The organism is Marinomonas sp. ef1 (assembly GCF_002806845.1).
Classification (GTDB): domain Bacteria; phylum Pseudomonadota; class Gammaproteobacteria; order Pseudomonadales; family Marinomonadaceae; genus Marinomonas; species Marinomonas polaris.
Window position 1 is genome coordinate 1 of sequence record NZ_NHTT01000053.1, and the last position, 223, is coordinate 223.

2 tRNA genes are annotated in these 223 nt (G+C 51.1%); both read left to right on the forward strand.

Features of this window, described 5'->3' with window-relative positions:
* Positions 1-31: 31 nt before the first annotated feature.
* Positions 32-108 (forward strand) — tRNA-Ile (locus tag CCS02_RS22050).
* A 20-nt stretch (positions 109-128) separates the two neighbouring features.
* Positions 129-204 (forward strand) — tRNA-Ala (locus CCS02_RS22055).
* The last annotated feature ends 19 nt before the right edge of the window (positions 205-223 follow it).

Below are 223 nucleotides of genomic sequence, written 5' to 3' on the forward strand. Positions count from 1 at the left end.
GTCTAATTTATAAGAAGCACAGAAAGTATTTGGGTCTGTAGCTCAGTTGGTTAGAGCGCACCCCTGATAAGGGTGAGGTCGGCCGTTCAAATCGGCCCAGACCCACCAAATACGATCTAGTAAGTAATGGGGCTATAGCTCAGCTGGGAGAGCGCCTGCTTTGCACGCAGGAGGTCTGCGGTTCGATCCCGCATAGCTCCACCATTTACTGATCATTCTGTGC